Raw genomic sequence first — 16,476 nt, forward strand, 5'->3', positions numbered from 1 at the left:
CCCCGCCGAGCCACAGCAGCAGCACGCCGATGTCCGTGCCCACACGGGCGAGGTCACCGCCGTACATCAGCTGGCGCATCGCGTCGACCACGTAGCCCATCGGCAGCACGTGGTGCAGTGCCGCCAGCGGTGCCGGCAGCGTCTGCCAGGGGAAGGTGCCTCCCGCCGTCACGAGCTGCAGCACCATCAGCACGAGACCGACGAACTGGCCCACCGAGCCCAGCCAGACGTTCAGCGCCAGGATGATCGCCGCGTAGGTGAAGGAGGCGAGCATCAGGATGCCGAGAGTGCCGAGTGGGTTCGCGAACCGGAAGCCGAGGGCGAACGACAGCACGCCGAACAGCGCGACCATGCCGACGCTGCCCAGGAGAGCCGGGGTGAGCCAGCCCGCGATGGTGACTCGGACCGGTGAGCGCAGCGCCGTGACCGCTCGGCGCGAGATCGGCTTGACGATGAGGAAGAGGGCGTAGATGCCGATCCAGCCGGCGAGTGCGGCGAAGAACGGCGCGAGCCCGGCACCGTAATCGCCCGCGGAGGTCTGCGCACTCGAACTCACCGCGACCGGATCGGCGATGGTCTTCGCCTGGGCGCCGCGGGTCGCGGCATCCGTGTCGGGAATCGCCTGCACCCCCGAAGCCAGACCGTCGCGCAGCTGCGACGCGCCGCCGGCGACCTGGCCGGCACCGGACGCGAGGGTCGCCGCGCCGGCCGCGGCCTGGTCGGCGCCGTCGCGGAGCGAGCCGGCGCCGCCCGCGACCTGCGTCGCCCCGGCGGAGACCTGCGCGGCGCCGGAGGCGACCTGCGCTGCCCCGGACGCCAGCTGATCGACCTGTGACACCGCCGCCTGAAGACGGTTGTTGCCGGTCACCGCGGCGTCGCCGATGGGATCCAGCGCGGCGAGCACCTGGTCGATCGTGGCCTGGTCGACGCCGCGGTCGGCCAGCAGCGTCGCGATGTCGGCGCGAGCTTGCGGGAGGGCGGCGACCACCTGCTGCCCCGCGGATGCCGCGCGATCGGCGTACCCGTCGAGCGTCGCCGTCCCCGCCGAGACGCGACGGGCGCCGTCGGCGACCTGCGCGGCGCCCGCGGCGACCTGGCTGGCGCCGTCGGTGAGCGTTCCCGCGCCCTGCGCCAGTGCGGCGGTGCCCTGCGCCAGTGTCGTGCTGCCTCCGGCGACCTGGGCGGCCCCGTCTGCGAGGGTCGTGGCGCCGTCGGACGCCTGCACGAGCTGGGCGCGGATGTCGGCGAGCCCTCCCAACAAGCGCGAAGCCGCCTCCTGGCCGACGAGCTCGGCGACCGAGCGGCGGATCTTCTCGACGGCCTGGGTGCCGATGGTCGATGCGAGGTAGTTGTTGGCGTCGTTGGTCTGCAGGCCGATGGTCGCCTGGCGCGGTGCGGAGCCGCCGGAGGAGACGAGGGCCGCGGAGAAGTCCGAGGGGATCGTGACGATGAAGTCGACCGTCCCCTCGTGCAGGGCGGTTGCGGCGTCCGCCTCGCTCATGGCACGCCAATCGAACGCGTGACCGTCGATCAGCTGCTGTGAGACCTGGCTGCCGTACTGCGCCGCATCGCCGCCGGTCCCCGACCCCTCGTCGAGATCGACCAGCGCGACGGGAACCTCGGAGAAATGCCCGTACGGGTCCTGGTTGGCCCACAGGTACAGGCCGCCGTAGAGCACGGGGACGAGCATGAGCGCGATGAGGGCGATGACCGACATTCGCGTGGCCGTCAGGCGCCGCAGCTCGGCAGCGATCATGGCAGGGATCTTCATCGGTGGCCTCCGGCCAGGGGTGCGGTGGTGCGCAGGCGCACACGGCTGGGCTTGAGGACGCGGGCCCTGGAGGGACGCTGCGTGAGGGATGCCGAGGAGTCGGCGAGGGCGGCGGCCGCCGCCTCGCCGGCGATCACGAGGACGGCGAACCCGCGCTCGGCGAACTCCTCGGCGAGCTCCCACCACTGCGCGGGGTCACCGCCGTGGCGGTCGGGCGAGACAAGCACGAGACCGTCGACGCCGGGACGCGCCGACGCGAGCTCGAGGAGGATCCTCAGGCGATGCGACGGCGCGAGGTCGGCGATCGGCAGCCGCGCGAAGGAGCGGAGGTTGTGATCGTCGAGCCAGCGTCGCGCGGACAGCGGATCGGAGGCGAGACCCGCGAACATGAGCTCTTCCGCGACGACTCCGGCGACGGCGATGTTCGGCGCCGGCTCGCTGACGTCGGGAGCATCGATCAGGGCGACACGACGGCGCAGCGCGTTGCGGGCGCGGCGATCGGTGGCGTCGTCGAGTGCGACGGTGCCGGCATCCGGGCGCATGCGCCCCGACGCGATGAGGCCCAACACCGTGGGGCGCTGCTCCGTCTCGGCCACCGCGAGGGTGGCGCGGCCGCTGCGATAGGTGAGACTCGTCGTGCCCAAGGCCTCGCCGCGGCGCCCCTTCTGCACCTCATCCAGACGCACGCGCATCAGTTCGCCTCCAGCACATCGGGGTGGGCGTTCAGCAGCGCCTCGGACTCGCGCCACGAGAGCCCGGCGATGCTCAGGACGGCGCGGACGGCGATCGAGGTCGCGATCGGCGACGAGGCGTCGATGCGGCTGACCGCGGCGCGCGCCGTCTCTTCGATGAGACGGGCGAGAGTGGGGGCGGCCATGTCGACGCGGAGGGTCCCGTCGTCCTGACCGGCGCGGACGACACCGACGAGCGCGCGTCGCAGGGGTGCGAGTGCGGTGGCGGTCTGCTCGAGGCGGGTGTCGTCGAGCGCGAGCGCGGCGGCCACCTGCACGTGGGCGGCCTCCGCCCACAGGGCCGCCGTCAAGCGTGCGAGAGCGAGCGGGGGATGCGGCTCGTGGAGCGACGAGGCGATCGCATTGAAGCGCTGGGCGCCCGCGGCGATGAGCTCCGTGAGCAGCGCCTGGCGGTCGTCGAAGTGTCCGTACAGTGCGCGCCGTGACAACCCGGCGGCGCGGGCGATCTGGTCGATCGAGGCGGACGGGTCGAGCGCCAGGGTGGTCGCAGCCGCCTGCAGGATGCCGGCACGGTTGGCGGCGGCATCCTTTCGGGGGCGGCGAAGGGGTGCGGTGGTGGTGGTCACCCGGTCAGTGTATTAACTTGCACATCGGTGTGCAAGTTTCGCGAGATGTCAGTCGGAACGCAGGCTCAGTCGGCGCCGAAGTCGAACGACGCCGACTCGGATGCCTCGTCGACCGCCTCCGCGAGCTGTTCGCGCGCTTCGTCGAACGGAGCCACGTGGCCGGTGATCCCCGCCGATTCGCCCGACGCGAGCTCGCCGACCAGTTCGGCGGTCGCGCCGCCGATCAGTCCCAGACCCGCGTACTGCTCGAGACGCGCGCGCGAGTCGGCGATGTCGAGGTTGCGCATCGTGAGCTGGCCGATGCGGTCGGTGGGGCCGAACGCGGCGTCGCCGACGCGCTCCATCGACAGCTTCTCCGGCGCATACGAGAGGTTCTTCGACACGGTGTCGAGGATCGTGTAGTCCTCGCCGCGGCGAAGACGCAGGGTGACGGTGCCGCTGATGGCAGAGCCCACCCACCGCTGGATCGACTCGCGCAGCATGAACGACTGCGGCTCCAACCAGCGCCCCTCGTACATGAGGCGTCCGAGACGGCGACCCTGCTCGTGGTAGGTCGCCAGGGTGTCTTCGTTCAGGATGCCGTTGACCAGGCGCTCGTAGGCGATGAACAGCAGCGCCATACCCGGCGCCTCGTAAATGCCGCGGGACTTTGCCTCGATGATGCGGTTCTCGATCTGGTCGCTCATGCCCAGGCCGTGACGGCCGCCGATGGTGTTCGCCTCACGCACGAGCGCCACCGCATCGGTGTACTCGACGCCGTTGATCGCGACCGGTCGTCCGGCCTCGAACGTGATCGAGACGTCCTCCGTCGCGATCTCCACGGACGGGTCCCAGAAGCGCACGCCCATGATCGGGTCGACGATCTCGAGCGAGACGTCGAGGTGCTCGAGGGTCTTCGCCTCGTGGGTCGCACCCCAGATGTTGGCATCGGTGGAGTATGCCTTCTCGACCGAGTCGCGGTACGGGAACTCGTGGGCGACGAGCCACTCGCTCATCTCTTTTCGACCACCCAGCTCGGTGACGAAATCGGCATCCAGCCAGGGCTTGTAGATGCGCAGCGCCGGATTGGCGAGCAGGCCGTAGCGGTAGAAGCGCTCGATGTCGTTGCCCTTGTACGTCGAGCCGTCGCCCCAGATGTCGACGCCATCTTCCTTCATCGCGCGCACCAGCAGAGTGCCGGTGACGGCGCGGCCGATCGGCGTGGTGTTGAAGTAGGTGCGCCCGCCCGAGCGGATGTGGAACGCGCCGCACGCCAGCGCCACCAGACCCTCCTCGACCATCAGAGGCTTGCAGTCGATGAGGCGCGACTTCTCGGCGCCGTACTGCAGGGCGCGACCGGGGATCGCATCGATGTCGTCTTCGTCGTACTGTCCCAGGTCACCGGTGTAGGTGTACGGGACGGCGCCCTTGTCGCGCATCCACGCGACGGCGACCGAGGTATCGAGACCTCCGGAGAAGGCGATGCCGACGCGCTCGCCGACGGGCAGGGACTGAAGGACCTTCGACATGGAACCTCAGTCTACTGAGGGGCGGCGGTGCAACCTGCGGGTGCGGGCTCTCACGGCCGCGGGGGTCACCGGATTCGCATAGCCACGCATCCATCCACTACGTTCTGCCCGTGCCGTTCGACCTGACGTTCCAGAACACCGGCACCGGCTTCCTCACCGTCTCGGAACTCACGACACGCTTCCGGCGCAGCTGAACTACCTGGCGACGCCGGCGCCCGTGTTCACGAAGCAGGCCGACGGTCTTCTCTCCGACAAGGTCACGGTGGGTCTCAGCCCCGACGGGCGCACGGTCACGTTCACGTGGCCGTCGGACGGCAACCGCATGAAGCCCGGCGAGGTGTTCAAGGTCCGCCTCTTCCTCGAGCTGCAGCCGGCCACTCCGCCGACCCGGCCAGCGTGGTCATCGGCGCCGACACGACGATCGCGATCGGCGTCGACAACCGCTTCGACAAGCCGTTGCCCGCGACCGGTGGCAGCTCCGCGCTCGTGCTCGGGGTGTCCGGCTTCGGTATCGCGGGTGTGATCGTCGGCATCGTGCTGCTGACGCGCCGCCGCCGCCGCGAGGTCTGACGGATGCGCCCGGCGGGGCGGGCGTGATGATCGCCCGCCCGCCCCGCCCGCGCAGCGTCGGAGCGCAGCACGGGCTGCTCGATAGGATGGGGTGTACCGGCATTCCCGGTGCAACCGTCCGATATGCGCCAGAAGGCCGAAAACGGGGGAGCAGTCCATGCCAGGCATCGTGATCGTCGGCGTCCAGTGGGGAGACGAAGGCAAGGGCAAGGCCACCGATCTTCTCGGTGAGCGCACCGACTGGGTCGTCAAATTCAACGGCGGCAACAACGCCGGTCACACCGTCGTCATCGGCGATGAGAAGTACGCGCTGCACCTGCTGCCCTCCGGCATCCTGTCGCCCGGCGTGAACGCCGTCATCGGCAACGGCGTCGTCGTCGACCTCGAGGTGCTGTTCGCCGAGCTGGAGGCGCTCAACGCCCGGGGCCTCGACACGTCGCGCTTGAAGATCAGCGCCAACGCACACGTGATCACGCAGTATCACCGCACCCTCGACAAGGTCACCGAGCGCTTCCTCGGCAAGCGCATGATCGGTACGACCGGGCGCGGCATCGGTCCGACCTACGCCGACAAGATCAATCGCGTCGGCATCCGCATTCAGGACCTCTTCGACGAGAACATCCTGCGCCAGAAGGTCGAGGGTGCGCTCGATCAGAAGAACCACCTGCTGGTCAAGGTCTTCAACCGCCGTGCCATCACCGTCGACGAGGTCGTCGACGATCTGCTCTCCTACGTCGAGCGCCTGCGCCCCATGGTCTGCGACACCGGGCTGCTGCTCAGTCGGGCATTGGATGCCGGTGACGTCGTCGTCTTCGAGGGCGGCCAGGCCACGATGCTCGACGTGGACCACGGCACGTACCCGTTCGTGACCTCCTCCTCCGCCACCGCCGGCGGCGCCTCGACCGGTTCGGGCGTCGGCCCCAACCGCCTCGACCGCATCGTCGGCATCGTCAAGGCCTACACGACACGCGTGGGCTCCGGCCCGTTCCCGACGGAGCTGTTCGACGACAAGGGCGAGTGGCTGCGCAAGCGCGGCTTCGAGTTCGGCACGACGACGGGTCGGCCCCGCCGCGTGGGCTGGTACGACGCGCCGATCACGCGCTACGCGACCCGCATCAACGGCATCACCGACCTCGTCCTCACCAAGCTCGACATCCTCACCGGACTCGAGCAGATCCCCGTGTGCGTCGCATACGACGTGGACGGCGAGCGGTTCGATGAGGTCCCGGTCAATCAGAGCGACTTCCACCACGCGACCCCGATCTTCGAGTACTTCCCGGGCTGGCAGGACGACATCTCCGGCGCACGGAGCTTCGAGGACCTGCCCGTCCCGGCGCAGGAGTACGTGCTGGCTCTCGAGGCGATGAGCGGCACGCGCATCTCGGTGATCGGCGTGGGGCCCGCCCGTGACGCGGTCATCGTGCGTCACGATCTCGTCGACTGAGGTGCGCTTCTTCCTCGGCGGATACTCCGCCGATATGGGCGGCCGCGCGGAGGGCGTCGGAACGCTCCTGGCGGGCAACGCCGATGACGTGTCGGCCGGCGGAGAGCTCGCCCGGCGCACGGAGGTCGCGGTGCGCGCCGACTCGCCGTCGTGGCTCGCGTGGCATCCGACCCTTCCCGTCGTCTACGCGGCACTCGAGGGGCGCGGTGTGGTGCAGGCCTATCGCCGCATCGGCGACGAGAGGTTCGTTCCGCACGGGGGTGCGCTGGAAGCCGGCGAGGCCGTCTGCCACATCGCTGTCGCAGCAGACGCGACTGTCGCGCGCGCACCACGTGCGCTTCCTCCCGCGCGACACGATCGCGACGACCGATCTCGGGCTCGATCTGGTGCGGTTCTGGCGGGGTGACCCGGCGCGGGGCTCGCACGACGTCGCGCTTGCGCGGGAGACCGGGCCGCGCCACAGTCGATGGCATCCCTCCGAGCATCTGTTCGTGGTGACCGAGCTGTCGAACGAGCTCTACGCACTGGCCCACGATGCGAGCGGGCAGTGGCGGGTCGTCGCCGGGGCGTGGACTGGCCGCGGCATCACGTCGTCGTGCGCGACACCCTCCTCGTGGCGGGTCAGCGCTCCGACGAGATCGCCGCGCTCACGCTGGATGAGCGCACCGGGGTGCCGGGGCGCGCCCGACGCCGCGTGGACGCCCCCTCGCCCACCTGCCTGCTCGCGGCATCCTGAGGTCGCCGCCGAGGGCCGCCGGGTCGGGAAGCCGATGGGGCTCAGGTCGCAGCATCCTGCTTGGGGATGAAGACCTTCTTGATGATCAGCAGGATGGAGGCGGTCACGGGAATCGCGACGAGGGCGCCGAGCAGACCCATGAGCGTGCCGCCCACGAGGGCGCCGATCACCACGAGTGCGCCGGGCACGGCGATGGCCTTGTTCATCACCTTCGGGGTGAGCACGTATGCCTCGAGCTGCATGTAGACCAGATATGCGACGGCGAAGATCAGCGCCGACAGGGGGCTGGCGAAGAGGGCGACCACCGAGGCGATGCCCCAGAACAGCACCGTACCGACGAGCGGGATGATCGTGAGGCAGAAGGCGACCACGGCCATCAGGGCGGGGAACGGCAGACCCAGCACCGTGTAGAGGATGAAGCTCACCACGGCGTTGAAGAAGGCGAGCACCACCATGCCGCCCAGGTAGCCACCGACGGACTCGGTGATCTGCTCGGTCAGGTCGGCGGTCAGTGAGCGACTGCGCGCGGGCATCAGGCGGTAGAACGCCTGCTTGATCTCGGGCAGCGAGGCGAGGAAGTACAGGCTCAGCACGATGATGATGATCATCCCGGAGATCGTCGTGCCGATGGAGATGCCGATCTGCAGCACGCCTCCGCCGATCGCCGCGAGATGGCCCGGGTCGGTGAGGAACTTCTGCACCTCGGCGACGATCGCGGGCACCTGGTCGCCGAACTGATCGCGGGCCCAGTGGTAGAGGTCGGTCTGCTGGAAGGACGTCACGAGGGTGGGAACGTCCGTGATGAACTGGGCGATCTGGCGCACCACCGTCGGCACGATGAGCCACAGAACCGCGACCAGCAGCAGCGCGAGGGCGAAGTAGACGATCACGATCGCCCACGCGCGGCCGACTCCGTGCCGCTGCAGTCGCTGCACGACGGGGTTGAGCCCGAGGGCGACGAACAGGGCGAAGGCGACGTAGATCCACACCGTGACCAGGCTCGTGACGGCCATGCCCAGAAGGATCGCCACCAGCCCGCCCAGCGTCAGGAAGAAGCCCACGGCGAAGGGGCGGGTCAGGGTCGTCCACACCGGGCGCCCCGTGTGTGAGCGGTGCACATGAGCATCGGGTGACGCCGCGCTGTCGGCCGGCTTCGCGCGGCCGGAATCCGCCGCGGTCTTCGTTCCGCGCCGGAGCGAACGCGAGCGGGGCTCGTTCGATGCTGCTGCCATGGTCACACTCTAGGGCTGTCAGCGGATGCCGTCCGGAGAGGCGGTAATGTCGGCGAGGACGAGAGGAAGCCCATGACTGACGCCGCCGTTCACCTGCAGCGTCTGCGTGCCAGCATCGACAACATCGACGCGGCACTGATCTTCATGCTCGCCGAACGCTTCCGCTGCACCCAGCAGGTCGGGGTGCTCAAGGCGGAGCATCGGATGCCGGCATCCGACCCCGCTCGCGAGGAGCAGCAGATCGCCCGCCTGCGTCGGCTCGCTCTGGAGGCCGACCTCGATCCCGAGTTCGCCGAGAAGTGGTTCAACTTCGTCGTCGCCGAAGTGATCCGCCACCACACCGCGGCTGCCGCGGGCGACGGGGAGGCGACGACCAGCCCGTCGGACTAGGGCGTCGCGCGGCGCAGGGTCAGATAGCTCGACCCGGCGAGAACGACGCACAGCACCAGGAGCCACAGCCCGAAGGTGAGCGGGGTCTGTGTTGCCAGCCACGCGCCCACGTCGCCCCACCAGCGTTGCCACGTGATCAGGGCGACGGCGCCGATCAGCACCAGCCCGATCGCGCTCAGCACGGTCGTGACCATCGTGGGGCCGAAGCGCTTGTAGATCGTCGCGATCCAAAACCCGAGCAGGAAGAAGGACACGGTCACGGCGAAGAAGAACACCCACCCCTCGTACCAGGTGGCGTCTGTGATGCCCGGCAGATTGAACATGTACGACCCGACACCCCAGCCGTTCGTCGACGCCTCCGGGATGCGCAGCAGGCTGTAGACGGTCGCGAGTACCGCCCCTGCACCGGCGGCGATCGCGGTCGTGCCGACGAAGAACGTCCGCCGGCTCACGCTCATCGCCTGCGAGAACGGGAAGGTGAGGGTCAGCGACTGGATGCCGATCGCGAGAAAGTACCACAGGGGCGCCTGGCCGGCGCCGTTGAACGACGAGCCCATCGCGGGGGCGGCCCCGATCGCGTTGGTGATGATCGCGGCGATCAGCCAGCTGATGACGAACGCCACGGCGGTGATGATGAGCGGCACCCAGACGAACGTCTGCTTGTTGACCAGCTGCATGCGGGCGACGGCGAGCGTGCGGTTCATGAGACGAGCTCCTTCGAGGTCGGGGCGGTGTGCATCGTGAGGCGCACGATGAGCTGCTGCAGCGAGACGGGAGAGAGGTCGAGACCGGTGTCCGCGATCCGGCGGCGGGCGGCGTCGTCGAGGGTGCCGAACACGGTGGCGCTTGCCACGCGTCCGAGGCTCTCTCGGTGGATGACCTCGAGGCCCGCCGTGACCGCGTCGACGGCCTCGGCATCGCCGACGATGGTGGTCGCCCGCCCGCGGAGATCGTCCGTCGCCTCGTCGAGCAGCAGGCGGCCGTCGTCGACCGCGATGACGTGCTCGAGGAGGTTCGCGACCTCGTCGATCAGGTGGCTGGACAGGATGATCGTGCGCGGGTGCTCTGCATAGTCCTCGAGGAGCCGGTCGTAGAAGATCTGGCGGGCGACGGCATCCAGGCCGAGGTACGGCTCGTCGAAGAACGTGATCTCCGCGCGGGACGCGAGGCCGATGATGACGCCGACGGCAGACAACTGTCCGCGTGACAGCTTCTTGATGCGCGTCTTGAGGGGCAGACGGAACTCGCCCACGAGTCGGTCGGCGAGATCCTGGTCCCAGTTCTGGAAGAACAAGCGTGCGATACGGAAGGCGTGCGTCGGCGTCGCATCGTCGGGGTATTTCTGGCTTTCGCGCACGAAGCACAGGCGGGAGAGCACCCGTTCGTTCTCGTAGGGGTTCTCCCCGAAGACGCGCACGTCGCCGCTCGTCGCGATGTTCTGTGCCGTGAGGATCGACATGAGAGTCGTCTTGCCGGCGCCGTTGCGCCCGAGCAGCCCGTAGATGCGGTTCTTCTCGAGAGTGAGGCTCACCCCGTCGAGAGCGAGGGTGTTGTGGTAGCGCTTGGTGAGGTCGTTCACCTCGATGACGGCGGTCATCGGGCATCTCCTTCCGGGACGGTGGCGTGGGTGCCCTCGCGAAGGAGGCGCACCAGGTCGTCGGCGTCGAGGCCGAGGGTGCGTGCTTCGGCGAGCAGCGGGTCGAGGTAGCGGTCGGCGAATGCGGCGCGGCGCTCGGCGCGCAGGCTCTCGCGGGCGCCGACCGCCACGAACATCCCGACGCCACGGCGCTTCACCAGCACACCCTTGTCGACGAGCATGTTCACTCCTTTCGCGGCCGTGGCCGGGTTGATGCGGTAGAACGCCGCGAGCTCATTGGTCGACGGCGCGCGGGAGTCTTCGGCGAGACTGCCGTCGACGATGGAGTCCTCGACGCTCTCGGCGATCTGCACGAAGAGTGCGCGTCCCTCGTCGATCACGTGGCCTCCCGGCATCCGGTGTTTTGGTTCATTACTTCACTAAGTAACCATAGAAGTGTGATGACGTCAAGCAGCGATGGCTGCGAACTCTTGCGTGCGCGTGATAGCGAGAACCCGGGCGGGAGTCCAATTTGCGTGAGCGTCCACTCGGATGAAACCGTGGAGCACGGCCCTTTGCGGGGTCGATGACCAGACCAGTCCGCGACCGTCGCCCTGCCCGTAGGCGCCCCGGTCGTAAGGTCGGCGGCCTGTGCGCGGACCCGATGTCCAGCGCCGAGCGTTCTCTGAGAACGTGAGTGGCCGTCACCCGGGCGCGACCGATGCAGCCTATGCACCGGGCTGCCGAGGTGTTCTGTGACCGACGCTGTTTCTGCTGCGCCCCTGTTGGAGGCGCGGCATCTGTTCAAAGTCTTCGGACGCGATCCGAAGGATGCCGTCGCGCGCTTGCGCGCCGGTCAGTCCCGCGCCGAGGTGGCGGATGCCGGGACGGCCGCCGTCGTCGACGCCAGCTTCACCGTCAACCGCGGCGAGATCTTCGTGATCATGGGACTGTCCGGATCGGGCAAGTCGACCATCATCCGCATGCTCAACGGGCTGCTCGCCCCGACCGCGGGCGACGTGACGATCAACGGCCGCAACGTCACCACGGCCTCCGCCGCGCAGCTGCGCAGCATCCGCCGCGAGTCGGTGTCGATGGTCTTCCAGCATTTCGCGCTGCTACCGCACCTCAGCGTGCTCGACAACGCGGCCTACGCGCTCGAGATCCAAGGCGTGGGCAAGGCCGAGCGTCGGGAGCGCGCACGGGAGATCCTCGACCGGGTCGGGCTCGGCGACCGTGTCGACGCCCTTCCCGACCAGCTCTCCGGTGGCATGCGCCAGCGCGTCGGCATCGCTCGGGCCCTGACGGCCGGCACCGACATGCTGCTCATGGACGAGGCTTTCTCCGCCCTCGATCCCCTCATCCGTCGCGAAATGCAGGAACAGCTCGTCGAACTGCAGCGCGAGCTCGGACGCACGATCGTGTTCATCACCCACGACCTCAACGAGGCGATGTTCCTCGGCGACCGTATCGCCGTGATGCGCGACGGGCGCATCGTGCAAAACGGCACGCCCGAGGAGATCCTCACCGACCCGGCGAACGACTACGTCGCCCAGTTCGTGCAGGACGTCGACCGGGCCCGGGTGCTCACGGCATCCGCCGTCATGGAGCCGCCCACCCTGTCCACCCCGATCACCGCGGGCGTGCGCGGGGCTCTGCGCGCGATGCGCGAGAACCAGGCCGGCGCCGTGTTCGCCATCGAGAACCGGCGCCTGGTCGGCGTCGTGACCGACCGCGCGGTCATCCGCGCCGTGAAGGCGGGTGAGACCGACCTTCGCCGCATCGTCGATCGGCACGTGCCGACCGTGGGGCCAGACGACCTGCTGACCGACATCGTCGAAGCCGCGGTCGAGGCCACCGTGCCGCTCGCCGTCGTCGACGAGCACGGCCGGCTGCGCGGGGTGATCCCGCGCATCACGCTGCTCGCGGCGCTCGGCAACGTCCCGCCCACCACGCGGGAGATGCCCGTCGTGCAGACGCCGCTGGAGATGGTCGCGGAGTTCACGCCGCTCGTCGACGCCGCGGCGGAAGGGGGGCGCTGATGGAGGGGTTCCGCATTCCCATCGGCCAGTGGGCCGAGGCCGTCGTCGACACCCTGAGTGACGCGTTGCGCGGATTCTTCGACGCCGCGGCATTCGTGCTCGGAGCGGTCTACGACGGGGTGGATGCCGTGCTCATGGCGCCCCCGTTCTGGGTGATCGTCGTGGTGTTCGCCGCCCTCGCCTTCGCGGCCAGCGGGTGGCGGCTCGCCGGCGGAACCGCGCTCGGGCTTCTGCTGATCGTCGCCGTCGACCAGTGGGACAACGCGATGGACACGCTCGCGCTCGTCATCGTTGCGGCCCTGGTGGCGATCGTCATCGCGATCCCCGTCGGCATCTGGGCGGCACGCAACGACACCGCGTCGCGCATCGTGCGCCCGGTGCTCGACTTCCTCCAGACGATGCCCGCGTTCGTCTACCTGATCCCCGCCATCATCTTCTTCGGCGTCGGCGCGGTTCCCGGCATGATCGCGACCATCCTGTTCGCGATCGCGCCCGGCGTCCGGCTCACCGAGCTCGGTATCCGCGGCGTCGACACCGAGGTGGTCGAGGCCGGCTACGCCTTCGGAGCGTCTCCGGCGCGTGTGCTGCGACAGATCCAGATTCCGCTCGCGCTGCCGTCGATCATGGCCGGCATCAACCAGGTGATCATGCTCAGCCTGTCGATGGTCGTCATCGCGGGCATGGTCGGAGCCGGGGGCCTGGGCGGCGAGATCGTCCGCGCCATCGGCCGCATCAACGTCGGGCTCGGCTTCGAGGCCGGACTGTCGGTCGTGATGATCGCCATGATCCTCGACCGCTTGACCTCGGCGCTGGGCCGCCCACGCGCCCCGCGCCGCCTCCGCGCCACCACCCGACCCGGCGGGCAGATCGCCCGCCACAGCCGCGGAGAGTCCGCGGCTGACACCGAACGATCCGCGGACAGCACGCGGATGGAGAGGACGTCAGCATGAAGCACACCAGGAGCATTCTGGGCGGCATCGCCCTGACCGCCGCCGCCACGCTCGCTCTGAGCGGGTGCGCCGGAGGCGCCGGCGACACCGCAGCGCCCGGCGCCGAGAAGAAGTCGATCGAGATCGCCGTGTTCAACGGGTGGGACGAGGGCATCGCCGCGTCGTATCTGTGGCAGTCGATCCTCGAGGACAAGGGCTACGACGTGAAGCTCACGTACGCCGACGTCGCGCCGGTGTACCAGGGGCTCGCACGCGGCGACTTCGACCTCGTCCTGGACACGTGGCTGCCCACGACCCACGCGGACTACATGAAGCGCTACGGCGACAAGGTCGAGGACCTCGGCGCCTGGAACGACGACGCGCGGCTGACGATCGCGGTGAACAAGGACGCGCCGATCGACTCGCTCGATCAGCTCGCCGCGGCATCCGACCAGTTCGGCGGACGCATCGTCGGCATCGAGCCGGGCTCGGGGCTCATGCGCATCACCGGCGACGATGTCGTGCCCGGCTACGGCCTGGAGTCGATGCAGCTGGTGGAGTCGTCCACTCCCGCCATGCTCGCCGAGCTCAAGAAGGCGACGGATGCCGGCCAGAACATCGCCGTGACCCTCTGGCGGCCGCACTGGGCCTACAGCGCTTTCCCCATCACGGACCTCGCCGACCCGAAGGGGCTGCTGGGCTCCGCCGAGAGCATCCACTCCGTGGCCTCCACGTCCTTCGCGAAGGACCACCCCGAGGTGCACGGCTGGATCTCGAACTTCTCGATGCCCAGCGACAAGCTCGCCTCGCTCGAGGACGTGATGTTCAACCAGAACAACGGAGACGACTACGGCCCCGCGCTCACGCAGTGGATCGCCGACAACCAGGCGTGGGTCGACGGCCTCACGTCCTGAGGCGACTCAGGGTCGGGGTCCGGCGCTCGCCGGGCCCCGTTCGTCGTCGGGGGCGGGGTGCGGCCGTTCGATCTGCAGGGCGACCTTGTTCTCCAAGATCTCGACGGCTTCATCGGACAGGGCCAACAGGCCGTCGACCTCCTCGCGCACGCGCCGGTAGGCCACCTGCCGCTCGGCCGGCGTGGCGGACTCGTCGAGGGCGACGCTCAACAGCTGCTGGGCAGTCGCGAGGCGCTTGCGCTCGGTCTCGGTGAACTGCGAGTCGCGCACGCGGCGAGCGTCGCGCTCGGCGAGATCGAAGGCCACCTCGTAGTCCGTCACGGCGGTGCGATACTCGGCGAGCTGCTCAGGGCTCACCCGGGCGTCGGCGGTCGGCGGGCGCAGGCGGTCGGCGACCTTCTTGGCGCGGAGGAACGCGGCGGTCAGGGGCTGCCGGCCGTCGCTCATGGTCGGGAAGGCGATCATGCGGGCGACGTCGAGCTCATACTCCAGCCAGCGCGCCGTGACGTCGTCGTGCACGGCGAAGAGCTTCTCGAGCTGGTCGGGAAGGGGCGACGGCTTGGTGATCGGCTGCGGCTGGCCGCCACCGGTGACCCGCGTGGACGCGGTGACGGTCTTCAGCTCGGCCTTCGCGCGCATCACCTCGAGCTGGCGCGCGTGGCGGCGCTGCGCGAGCACGTCCCAGCGGCGCGCGGCACCGCCGGCGATGCCGAGGAGCGGAAACACCAGCCACCAGTAGCTGCCGGCGAAGGTCCAGAAGTGATCCACGGGCTTACCCTACGCGCGGGGGCGGCGCGGAACCGGCCACACACGGCGACCGCCGCCGGCATCCGGATCGCCCGCGGCACCGTCGTCGGCACCTGCCGTGCCCGAGGACGCCGCGTCGGACACCACCGGTGACGTGCGTGCCGAGACAACCCGGGCCAGCGCCTCGGTGCCGCGCGCGAGGGCGGTCTGCGTCAGGCTCTGGGCGATGATCGTCCATTGCTCGCGCACCGGGGCGCCCGTGGTCCTGGCATCCGGGTCTCCGGGCTGGGGACGCGCGGGAGCGTCGCCCGCGGCGCGCGCCTGCCGCCAGGCCTCGGCCTCGGCCACGGCGAAGGCGCGCCCGGCGGCGGCCACCGCGTCGCGGTACGCGGTGAACTGCGCGGGCGTGACGCGGGCGTGCGCGGAGGCCGGACGCTGCTCCCGCGCCGCCTTGTCAGCGGCGAGGAAGGCGGCGGTCAGCGGCTGGCGCGCATCGGTCATCGCGGGGAAGGCGATGAGCCGCGCCGGATCGGTCTCATAGGTCAACCATCGGGCGATGATCTCGTCGTGTGCCCGCATCATGCGCGCGACCGGTAGGTGGGCGTCGTCGCCGGCCGCCGGCAGCGCGGCCCGCGCGGCGGTCACGTGCGCGCGCCGCGACCGGGCCGTCGCCGTCGCGACGCGGACCTCGTCGGTGGCGCGGTCGAGCTGCCGCCGCGCCGCGGCGACATCCGTCGCACTCGCGCGACCGGTCGCGCGCTCGGCCTGCAGCCGATCGAGCTCCGTGCGCGCCACCCGCACCGCGGCACGGGCTGTCGCCGCATCGCGCTTCGCCGTTCGCAGCTCCAGCCGGGCCGCGTCGAGCTCGATACGCCGGCGACGCTCGCGCCGTTCGCGGCGCAGCCCGAGCCAGCCGAGGGTGCCGGTACCGATCGTCGCCGGTCCGATCCACCAGAACTCGGCGATCGTCGCCCAGAGCGGATCCACGCCCTCAGCCTAGCCAGGCCGCCTGGGAGCGCTCGCAGAGAGGGATGCCGCGGCATCCGCCCCTCGCCCGCACGCGTGAACGTCGACGAACTCCGCAGATTGTGACGAACTCCGCACGCATCCGGGCACGCGGGTGCGGAGTACGTGCCTGTGTGCGGAGTTCGTGGGGCGGCTCAGCCGAAGAGCAACGCGAGCACCGCGGCGCCGCCGCCGACGAGGATCAGCGCGACGATCGTGACCCAGGCGATGATGCGGGTGCGGCGCGTGCGCGCCTCGTTCATGCCCTCGTACTCGTCCGGCTCGCTCATGCGC

The 16,476-nt window shown here is 69.9% G+C and carries 18 protein-coding genes and 1 pseudogene; 8 read left to right on the forward strand and 11 right to left on the reverse strand.

Translation table 11 applies throughout. From position 1 onward, the window contains the following. The 4 genes from JOE53_RS00005 to argG all read right to left on the reverse strand — a co-directional run. Positions 1–1,771: YhgE/Pip family protein (locus JOE53_RS00005; protein WP_204946389.1), on the reverse strand; the 1,771-nt coding region annotated here is incomplete at its 3' end. Continuing rightward, positions 1,768–2,463 carry a hypothetical protein gene (locus JOE53_RS00010; protein WP_204946390.1) on the reverse strand — a complete coding sequence of 232 codons (696 nt, stop codon included), beginning with the start codon at positions 2,461–2,463 and terminating at the stop codon, positions 1,768–1,770. The genes JOE53_RS00005 and JOE53_RS00010, both read right to left, overlap by 4 nt. After that, positions 2,463–3,089, reverse strand: coding sequence for a TetR/AcrR family transcriptional regulator (locus JOE53_RS00015; protein ID WP_061681187.1), 627 nt, complete (start codon positions 3,087–3,089; stop codon positions 2,463–2,465). Before JOE53_RS00015 ends, JOE53_RS00010 begins: the two co-directional genes overlap by 1 nt. Before the next feature lie 65 nt (positions 3,090–3,154). After that, positions 3,155–4,597, reverse strand: a complete 1,443-nt coding sequence (gene argG, locus JOE53_RS00020) for an argininosuccinate synthase (protein WP_204946391.1) — start codon at positions 4,595–4,597, stop codon at positions 3,155–3,157. 396 nt (positions 4,598–4,993) lie between these two features. Here argG and JOE53_RS00025 point away from each other — a divergent pair, with 396 nt between their 5' ends. From JOE53_RS00025 to JOE53_RS15165, 4 genes and pseudogenes are all read left to right on the forward strand, one after another. Next, positions 4,994–5,167, forward strand: a complete 174-nt coding sequence (locus JOE53_RS00025) for an LPXTG cell wall anchor domain-containing protein (protein WP_204946392.1) — start codon at positions 4,994–4,996, stop codon at positions 5,165–5,167. 157 nt (positions 5,168–5,324) lie between these two features. Continuing rightward, positions 5,325–6,611 (forward strand): adenylosuccinate synthase, encoded by a 1,287-nt coding sequence (locus JOE53_RS00030; protein ID WP_036282698.1) that lies wholly within the window; start codon positions 5,325–5,327, stop codon positions 6,609–6,611. 34 nt (positions 6,612–6,645) lie between these two features. Beyond that, positions 6,646–7,111: pseudogene (locus JOE53_RS15160) on the forward strand (beta-propeller fold lactonase family protein); the annotation flags it as partial. Between the two features lie 47 nt (positions 7,112–7,158). Next, on the forward strand, positions 7,159–7,347 hold the full coding sequence (locus JOE53_RS15165; RefSeq protein WP_373876946.1) for a beta-propeller fold lactonase family protein: 189 nt from the start codon (positions 7,159–7,161) through the stop codon (positions 7,345–7,347). A gap of 41 nt (positions 7,348–7,388) precedes the next feature. Here JOE53_RS15165 and JOE53_RS00040 read toward each other — a convergent pair whose 3' ends face one another. Then, positions 7,389–8,579, reverse strand: coding sequence for an AI-2E family transporter (locus JOE53_RS00040; protein WP_204946393.1), 1,191 nt, complete (start codon positions 8,577–8,579; stop codon positions 7,389–7,391). 72 nt (positions 8,580–8,651) lie between these two features. Between JOE53_RS00040 and JOE53_RS00045 the strand changes: the two genes are divergently transcribed. Then, positions 8,652–8,969, forward strand: a complete 318-nt coding sequence (locus JOE53_RS00045) for a chorismate mutase (protein WP_005054841.1) — start codon at positions 8,652–8,654, stop codon at positions 8,967–8,969. Here the strand turns inward: JOE53_RS00045 and JOE53_RS00050 are convergent. From JOE53_RS00050 to JOE53_RS00060, 3 genes are read right to left on the reverse strand one after another with little or no spacing between them, the layout of a single operon-like run. Next, positions 8,966–9,673, reverse strand: coding sequence for a hypothetical protein (locus JOE53_RS00050; RefSeq protein ID WP_005054844.1), 708 nt, complete (start codon positions 9,671–9,673; stop codon positions 8,966–8,968). The genes JOE53_RS00045 and JOE53_RS00050 overlap by 4 nt on opposite strands. Then, complete coding sequence (locus JOE53_RS00055) at positions 9,670–10,566, reverse strand: ABC transporter ATP-binding protein (protein ID WP_204946394.1); 897 nt, start codon at positions 10,564–10,566, stop codon at positions 9,670–9,672. Before JOE53_RS00055 ends, JOE53_RS00050 begins: the two co-directional genes overlap by 4 nt. Further along, positions 10,563–10,946: a GntR family transcriptional regulator gene (locus JOE53_RS00060; RefSeq protein WP_204948139.1), complete on the reverse strand. Its 384-nt coding sequence runs from the start codon at positions 10,944–10,946 to the stop codon at positions 10,563–10,565. The genes JOE53_RS00055 and JOE53_RS00060 overlap by 4 nt, the downstream gene beginning before the upstream one ends. A 354-nt stretch (positions 10,947–11,300) precedes the next feature. Between JOE53_RS00060 and JOE53_RS00065 the strand changes: the two genes are divergently transcribed. Genes JOE53_RS00065 through JOE53_RS00075 form a run of 3 tightly spaced genes read left to right on the forward strand, consistent with a single transcriptional unit; the run spans position 11,301 to position 14,430 of the window. Beyond that, on the forward strand, positions 11,301–12,587 hold the full coding sequence (locus JOE53_RS00065) for a quaternary amine ABC transporter ATP-binding protein (protein ID WP_005054850.1): 1,287 nt from the start codon (positions 11,301–11,303) through the stop codon (positions 12,585–12,587). Then, positions 12,587–13,537 (forward strand): ABC transporter permease, encoded by a 951-nt coding sequence (locus JOE53_RS00070; RefSeq protein WP_204946395.1) that lies wholly within the window; start codon positions 12,587–12,589, stop codon positions 13,535–13,537. The genes JOE53_RS00065 and JOE53_RS00070 overlap by 1 nt, the downstream gene beginning before the upstream one ends. Continuing rightward, positions 13,534–14,430 (forward strand): glycine betaine ABC transporter substrate-binding protein, encoded by an 897-nt coding sequence (locus tag JOE53_RS00075; RefSeq protein ID WP_204946396.1) that lies wholly within the window; start codon positions 13,534–13,536, stop codon positions 14,428–14,430. The genes JOE53_RS00070 and JOE53_RS00075 overlap by 4 nt, the downstream gene beginning before the upstream one ends. A gap of 6 nt (positions 14,431–14,436) precedes the next feature. On the opposite strand, the gene JOE53_RS00080 is transcribed toward JOE53_RS00075, so the two are convergent. The 3 genes from JOE53_RS00080 to JOE53_RS14900 form a co-directional block, all read right to left on the reverse strand. After that, positions 14,437–15,198 carry a hypothetical protein gene (locus JOE53_RS00080; protein WP_204946397.1) on the reverse strand — a complete coding sequence of 254 codons (762 nt, stop codon included), beginning with the start codon at positions 15,196–15,198 and terminating at the stop codon, positions 14,437–14,439. A 9-nt stretch (positions 15,199–15,207) separates the two neighbouring features. Continuing rightward, the gene (locus tag JOE53_RS00085) at positions 15,208–16,164 is read right to left on the reverse strand and encodes a TolC family protein (protein WP_204946398.1); all 957 of its coding nucleotides are present in this window, start codon (positions 16,162–16,164) and stop codon (positions 15,208–15,210) included. Between the two features lie 173 nt (positions 16,165–16,337). Beyond that, entirely contained in the window at positions 16,338–16,472 is a 135-nt protein-coding gene (locus JOE53_RS14900) for a hypothetical protein (protein ID WP_267911488.1), read from the reverse strand. Positions 16,473–16,476 lie beyond the last annotated feature (4 nt).

It is taken from the genome of Microbacterium laevaniformans, assembly GCF_016907555.1.
Classification (GTDB): Bacteria; Actinomycetota; Actinomycetes; order Actinomycetales; family Microbacteriaceae; genus Microbacterium; species Microbacterium laevaniformans.